This window comes from Candidatus Sulfotelmatobacter sp. (assembly GCA_035498555.1).
In the GTDB taxonomy this organism is placed as follows: domain Bacteria; phylum Eisenbacteria; class RBG-16-71-46; order RBG-16-71-46; family RBG-16-71-46; genus DATKAB01.
Genome location: DATKAB010000097.1, coordinates 1 through 5,851, shown reverse-complemented (window position 1 = coordinate 5,851; position 5,851 = coordinate 1). Strand labels below are relative to the sequence as shown.

Annotated in this window: 7 protein-coding genes; 1 reads left to right on the top strand and 6 read right to left on the bottom strand. The window is 68.7% G+C overall.

Features of this window, described 5'->3' with window-relative positions; all coding sequences use genetic code 11:
- The 6 genes from VMJ70_09160 to VMJ70_09135 form a co-directional block, all read right to left on the bottom strand.
- Positions 1–392: GNAT family N-acetyltransferase (locus VMJ70_09160; GenBank protein ID HTO91286.1), on the bottom strand; the 392-nt coding region annotated here is incomplete at its 3' end.
- A 37-nt stretch (positions 393–429) separates the two neighbouring features.
- Positions 430–2,664, bottom strand: coding sequence for an Ig-like domain repeat protein (locus tag VMJ70_09155; GenBank protein HTO91285.1), 2,235 nt, complete (start codon positions 2,662–2,664; stop codon positions 430–432).
- Positions 2,661–3,200 (bottom strand): tail fiber protein, encoded by a 540-nt coding sequence (locus tag VMJ70_09150; GenBank protein HTO91284.1) that lies wholly within the window; start codon positions 3,198–3,200, stop codon positions 2,661–2,663. The genes VMJ70_09155 and VMJ70_09150 overlap by 4 nt, the downstream gene beginning before the upstream one ends.
- 39 nt (positions 3,201–3,239) lie before the next feature.
- Complete coding sequence (locus VMJ70_09145; protein ID HTO91283.1) at positions 3,240–3,743, bottom strand: tail fiber protein; 504 nt, start codon at positions 3,741–3,743, stop codon at positions 3,240–3,242.
- Complete coding sequence (locus tag VMJ70_09140) at positions 3,736–4,302, bottom strand: tail fiber protein (GenBank protein HTO91282.1); 567 nt, start codon at positions 4,300–4,302, stop codon at positions 3,736–3,738. Before VMJ70_09140 ends, VMJ70_09145 begins: the two co-directional genes overlap by 8 nt.
- Before the next feature lie 3 nt (positions 4,303–4,305).
- The gene (locus tag VMJ70_09135) at positions 4,306–4,749 is read right to left on the bottom strand and encodes a hypothetical protein (protein ID HTO91281.1); all 444 of its coding nucleotides are present in this window, start codon (positions 4,747–4,749) and stop codon (positions 4,306–4,308) included.
- Between the two features lie 395 nt (positions 4,750–5,144).
- On the opposite strand from VMJ70_09135, the gene VMJ70_09130 reads away from it, so the two are divergent.
- A partial coding sequence (locus VMJ70_09130) for a VCBS repeat-containing protein (protein HTO91280.1) occupies positions 5,145–5,851 on the top strand: 707 nt, incomplete at its 3' end.

Sequence of the window (5,851 nt, the reverse complement as noted above, 5' to 3'; positions counted from 1 at the left end):
TAGAGCCGGATCGCGGGGCTGCTGGCGAGCACGTAGAGGTTCACCGGGACGCCGCGCGTCTCGCCCTCGGCGATCAGCTCGCGCACCAGACGCTCGCCGATCCCGGCGCCGCGACGCTCGGGGAGCAGCGCGATGTCCACGAGGTGGATCTGCCTCGCATCGCGCGCCACGAGCCGCCGCCCGATCGGACGGCCATCCCGGAGCACGATCTCGTCCGTCGCGTCGGGGTAGCTGGCGTCGTAGTGCCGGCGCTGCGCCAGGAATTGCATGCGCACGAAGGTGGACCGCTGCGCTTCGTCCCAGCCGGTCAGCGCCAACTCGTCTTCGCGCGTGCTCCGATAGAGCGCGAGCAGGAACTCCTCGTCGCCGGGCCCGGCGGGGCGCAGCTCCACGGCGGGCGCTCCGCCGCTCAGGGCCACCTGCGCAAGGTCAGCGCGCGAGGACCAGCCGGCGCGTGAAGGTGCCGCCCGGAGTCTGGTAGCGCAGGAAATAGACGCCGGCGGGCGCGGCTCCGCGCGCTCCGTCGCCGGACCACGTCACCTGGTAGACGCCGGGAGCGCGGACGTCGTCGGCGAGCGTCGACACCACGCGGCCCTGCACATCGAGCAGACTCAGCCGCACGCGGGCCTGCCGCGCCACCGAGAAACTCACTTCCACCGGTCCGGTGGCCGGGTTGGGAGTCACCGCGCCGAGCGCGAACACGGTCACCTTCTGCGCGGCGGTCGCGCTCAAATGGCCGATCGTCTCGGTCGAGCCATCCGATCGCGTCAGGGAGAGCCGATACTCGTACGACCGTCCCGATACGACGTCTGCATCGAGCACGGAGGTCACGCCGTCCACCGTCGTGGCGGGCGAGGTGACCGCCGTCCAGGGACCCTCGAGACTCTGGGCGCGCTCCAGTACGGTCGCGCTGTAGAGGCTCGGTTGGCCGAGCTGCCATTTCACCTCGATGCCGTCCTCGAGCGGGTTGGCGGCGAACAGAGCGAGTTGCGCGGCCGTGACGGCTCCCACCAGCTGGACGATCACCGGCGAGGAACCGCCGATGTTCACGCTGTCGCCTTCGTAGTAAGCGGTCATCGGGTGCGAGCCGTCGGCGAGCAGGTTGGTGTCGAAGAGGGCGCTGCCCGAAACCAGTGACGAGGTTCCAAGTGGCGTGCCGGCGTCACGAAATTCGACGTTGCCGGTGCCCGGCGTGACGCTGGCGGTAAAGTGAACGTTTTCGCCCGGGTTCGAGGGGTTGGGCGCCGAAGAGAGCGCGACCGCGCTGCGGCCCAGATCGAGCACCCAGGCGGAGCCAACGCCGCCGGTTCCGTCGCCCGGGGCGCCCGCGAGCAAATCGGGGAAGCCGTCGCCGTTCAGGTCGCCGATCGAAGCCACCGAGGCGCCGAAGGCGCCCTCGGCATCGAGTCCGCCGCCCAGGTTGCCCGAGTTGTCGCTGATCCGAAGCGGTTGCTTGATTGAAATGGCGCCCGTGCCGTGGTCGTAGGCGAGCAGCACCACCCACGTCGCACCCGTGCCCGGACCCCCGTCGTCGTAGCCGCCCGAGCCCACGGCGAGATCGGGCACGCCATTGCCGTCCAGATCGGGCAGCGCGGCCACGCCATCTCCGAAGAAGTTCGAACGCCCGAGGTGCGCCATGAAGCCGCCCGAAGTCGCGCTGATCTTCTGATAGCTCTTCACGCTGCCGTTCGGGTTGAGCAGCATCACGTAGACCGCGCCACGGTTGGCGCCGGGCGCCAGGTCACCGTCGGCATTGTCATCGTCGAGGGGCGCGCCCACGGCCAGATCCGACACGCCGTCGCCGTCGAGATCGGTCAGCCTGGCGACCGAGCTGCCGAAGAGATCGGCGTCGTGGAGGTGGAACGAGGCGGGAGTTCCCTGCGTGTCGCTCAGCTTGACGGTGTGGTCGACCACCAGCGGCGGCGAGCCTCCGGTCCAGGTGAGGAAGACCTCGTACACCGCGCCGCGCGCGAATCCGGTTGGCGCGTCCGAATCCGCGTCGCCCGGCGCGCCCGCCGCCAGCGCGAGCTTCAAGGGTCCGGCGCCGTCGGGATCGCCGAGCGAGGCGATCGAGGCGCCGAAGCGTTCAAAGTCGCCGGGAAGGCTGATGCCGGTGGTGAGGTCGCTCAGCTTGAGGACGGACTTGGGCGCGCCGCTCGAGGTCAGGAACAGGATGTAGACCGCGCCGCGGTCGATTCCGAGGCCGCCGGTGTGTGCCGGACTCACGTCGTCATCGTTGGGCGCGCCGACCGCGAGGTCCGGCACGCCGTCGCCATCCAGGTCGCCGAGCGCGGCGACCGAGGCGCCGAACTCGTCGTCCGGGTGCAGGCTTCCCGCCAGGAACGGGGTGGCGTTCGAGATCTGCGCGCTGCTCGCCACCGAGCCGTCGGCGCGCATGAACAGGATCCACACCGCGCCCATGTTGCCGTTCGCCGCGCGCTCGCCGACCGCGAAGTCCACGACGCCATCGCCATTCAGGTCGCCGAGCGCGGCCACGGCCGAGCCGTAGGCATTGGCCAGCAGGTCGGGAATCCGCACTTTCGCCTGCACCAGGCTCGAGGGCGGGTTGACGAGCGTGCGCGCGATCGCGGGCGCGGCGCCGGTCGCCGCGGCGATGGTCGCCGCGGTCGCGACCGAGGCCAGGAATTTCCGCGAGGCGCTCATCGCTGGAGCTCCGCAGGCGCGGTGGGCTGGGTCTGGCTCGGGAAGATGCCCTGCAGCGCGATGACGAAGTTGAGCACCAGATAGGGCTGGAGATTCGAGTGCGCCTGACCGCCTCCAGTCGGCGCCACCGCGGCCGGCGACATCGCGGCGTCGGGCTGGCCGCGATACTGTTCGATCCCGTTCGAGGCGCGCGTGTCGGCGAGCACGTTGCCGGCGGGGCTCACCGCGGTGGCCGTGGCGCTCGACCCCATCAGACTGTGGGCGTGCGTCGGCATTTCGTTCAAAGCCAGCGTGTGCCCCTGCTCGCCGCCGGATTCACCGAGCGAATGCGCGCTGCTCCTGTGGATCGGCGTCCGCGCCTGAAGGTTCGGCAGGCCGAAGTTGACGCGGCCGTCGCCCCCGTATGTGTTCCCGAGAATCGAGAACAACGCCTGGTTCTGGTTGATGGGCAGGAGCTGCCCGTTGCAGAACGCCCATCCCCGCGGAGGGTAGTTGAACGAGATGAGCTTGATCTCACCGAGGAACGGAGTCGCCATGCCGGGCTCCTGTCGCGCCTGAAGGGCGCAGCGTGGTCGCTAGTTCTGACTGGGGAAGATGCCGTAGAGCGAAATGATGTAGTTCACGACCAGGAAGGGCATCCGATTCTCGTGTGGCTGACTGCCCCCGGTTTGCCCGATCGCCTGCGGGTGCATGGCGACCGCGCCCGCGGCGGCGTATTGAGGAAGCCCGGCCTTGGATTCGGCCGGCACCATGCCGCCGGGACCAAAGGCGTCCCCGGTGTTGACGTTCGCGCGCTCGAGGTGCGAGTGGGACGGGATCTGCGCGACGGTCAGCGTGACCACCTCCTGGCCGCCAAGTTGTCCGATAAAGAAGCCCGGCCCCTGATGAATCGGGGCGCGCCCGCGCAGGTCGGGCAACGCGAAGGTGCTCTGGCCGTCGCCGCCGTAGGTGGTTCCGATCAGGTTGAACAGCACTTCGTACTCCGAGATCGGGAGCACCTGTCCCTGGCAGAGCATCCATCCATTGGGCGCGAAGTTGCCGCCGAACATGCGGATCTCGCCGACGAACGGACTACTCATGCGCGGATCCTCCGTTCCTGGCCTGATCGGGGGCAGCCGCTGGCGCGCTTCGTGCCGGGTACACGCCCTGCATCGCGATGATGTAGGTGAGCGCGAGATAGGGCTGCATGTTGTTGTGCGGCTGTCCGCCGCCGGCGGGATCGAGCGAAGCAGCATTCATGGGCGAATTCGGGGGCGCGGCGTAGAGCGCCGAACCGGTGGCGGATCGCGCCAGCACGTTGCCGGCGGGGCCGCTCAGGGGACCCGGCGCGTCCAACGCTTCGAGCGCGTGATTGTGAGCGGGCATCTCACTCGGGAGCAGCGTCACGGTCTCGACTCCGGCGCTCTCGCCGAGGTCGTAGAACGACAAACCGGGACCCTGGCCGGACTGGATGGGTACGCAGCCCTGAAGATTCGGCAATGCGAAATTCGAGGTGCCGTTGCCGCCGTACGTGGTGCCCAGCAGTGAGAACAGCGCGGTGTTCTGTGAGATGGGCAGCAGCTGCCCGTTGCACAGCGCCCAGCCCGTGGGTGCGAAGTTGCCCGCGAAGATGCGGATCTCGGCGACGAAAGGATCCATGGGTCAGGCCTCCCGCACCGGAGTCGCGCCGAGGCGATTGAACACCGCCTCGTAGTGGCGCGTGTCGCCCGACTCGCCGACCGGAACGAGGAAGAGGTCGAAGGTGCCGATGGCCGGGTGATCCACCCGGAACGTGCCCTGGTCGAACGCCGGTTGCCGCGGCCCGTGGAAGAGCACCGAGAACTGGCCCTCGCGATCGAGAGACGCGCGGTTCGCGCTGCCGGGCAGATCCCGCACCGCGTGGAGTTTCAGTTCGGTGGGTCGCAGCGCCTCGAAGTGAACGACGAAGCCTTCGTTGCGGTGGCGTTCGAACGTCGCTCGGGTGAGACGGCGAGCGGCGACTTCAGAAGCCTGCGGCACGGCGGCCTTGACGATCGCGCTCGGGGCGGCGGTCGCGGTTGCGGCCAGAACGGGGCCCAGGGTCAGGAACCGACGTCGCGAGATCATTGCGAGCAGTCTCCCGGCGGTTGAAGGAACGAGGCCCCTACCACGCCGGGCGAAGCGCTGCGGGGGCTCATGAGGTGCGTCTCTCGCTTCGGAACTACGGCCCGTCGCGTGCCATCGTAGCCCCGCGAGTCACGGCCAAACAATGGAAAAGTGCGGAGCCGCTCGAACTCCCTCCGAAACACGGCGGAGTCTCCTGCAACAAATCGATCGGTCCTGGGGCCCCCGAGGGCGCCGAATCGATTCGGGGTCCGGTGTTCGGGGTCGTCGCCTCGCGCGCGGAGATCCCTTCGCCGGTCCGTTCACCCTGGCTTCCTCGAACGTACGAGGAGACGACTCGGGACGCGCCCCTCTTTCGGAGGCGCGCCGACCGGGGAGGGTCGTTCGGAGGTTCCACCATGCCGAGTTCGCACTCTCGTCTCATCCTTGCCCCGGCGGTCGCCGCGGTCGCCCTGCTCGCCACATCCGTCCAGCCCGTCCGCGCCGCCAGCCCGGTGCTCCGCTCGGCATTTGCGTCGTATCGATTCGATTCCCAGGCCATCCCGCCGGTCCAGGTGGCGGACCTCGACAATGACGGAACTTCCGAGATCGTGACCGGCGCGCGAGTCGCGACTTTCAACTACGACATCATCGTTTCGAAGCTCATTTCCAACCACTGGCAGCGGGTGCAGACCATCCCGGTGGGAACGAATCCGCCGGAGTTCGCGCTCTCGGACGTGAATCACGATGGCAAGGCCGACCTGGTCTACGTGGTGGACGGCCAGGCGTACGCCCGCGTCAACGACGGGACCGGCACTTTCGGCGCCGAGCAGCAGATTGCCGGCAATGGCGACCCGCCCGACGATCTCGGATCGACGCTGTTGCTGATCAAGCATCCGAACGCCCCGGACGAGTTCTGCGCACTCGCGGGTGGCGACGGTGTGGAGATCTTTCGCGACTCGGTGGAGACCAACGGCACGCACGACTTCGTCACCGTGGCGCGGATCGATGACGTTGGGCTCGTCGAGAGCTTCCTCGACAACGCCCCGCCCTGGGGATTGCCGCCGTTCGCCGCGGAGGCGGACCTGAACGGCGACGGTCTGCCCGACATCGCCGCGTTCTCCAA

Bases quoted from the DNA above. Each gene is read 5' to 3' on its own strand.
- VMJ70_09155 (HTO91285.1), bottom strand. From the start codon at position 2,664: ATGAGCGCCTCGCGGAAATTCCTGGCCTCGGTCGCGACCGCGGCGACC.
- VMJ70_09135 (HTO91281.1), bottom strand. From the start codon at position 4,749: ATGATCTCGCGACGTCGGTTCCTGACCCTGGGCCCCGTTCTGGCCGCA.
- VMJ70_09150 (HTO91284.1), bottom strand. From the start codon at position 3,200: ATGGCGACTCCGTTCCTCGGTGAGATCAAGCTCATCTCGTTCAACTAC.
- VMJ70_09140 (HTO91282.1), bottom strand. From the start codon at position 4,302: ATGGATCCTTTCGTCGCCGAGATCCGCATCTTCGCGGGCAACTTCGCA.
- VMJ70_09145 (HTO91283.1), bottom strand. From the start codon at position 3,743: ATGAGTAGTCCGTTCGTCGGCGAGATCCGCATGTTCGGCGGCAACTTC.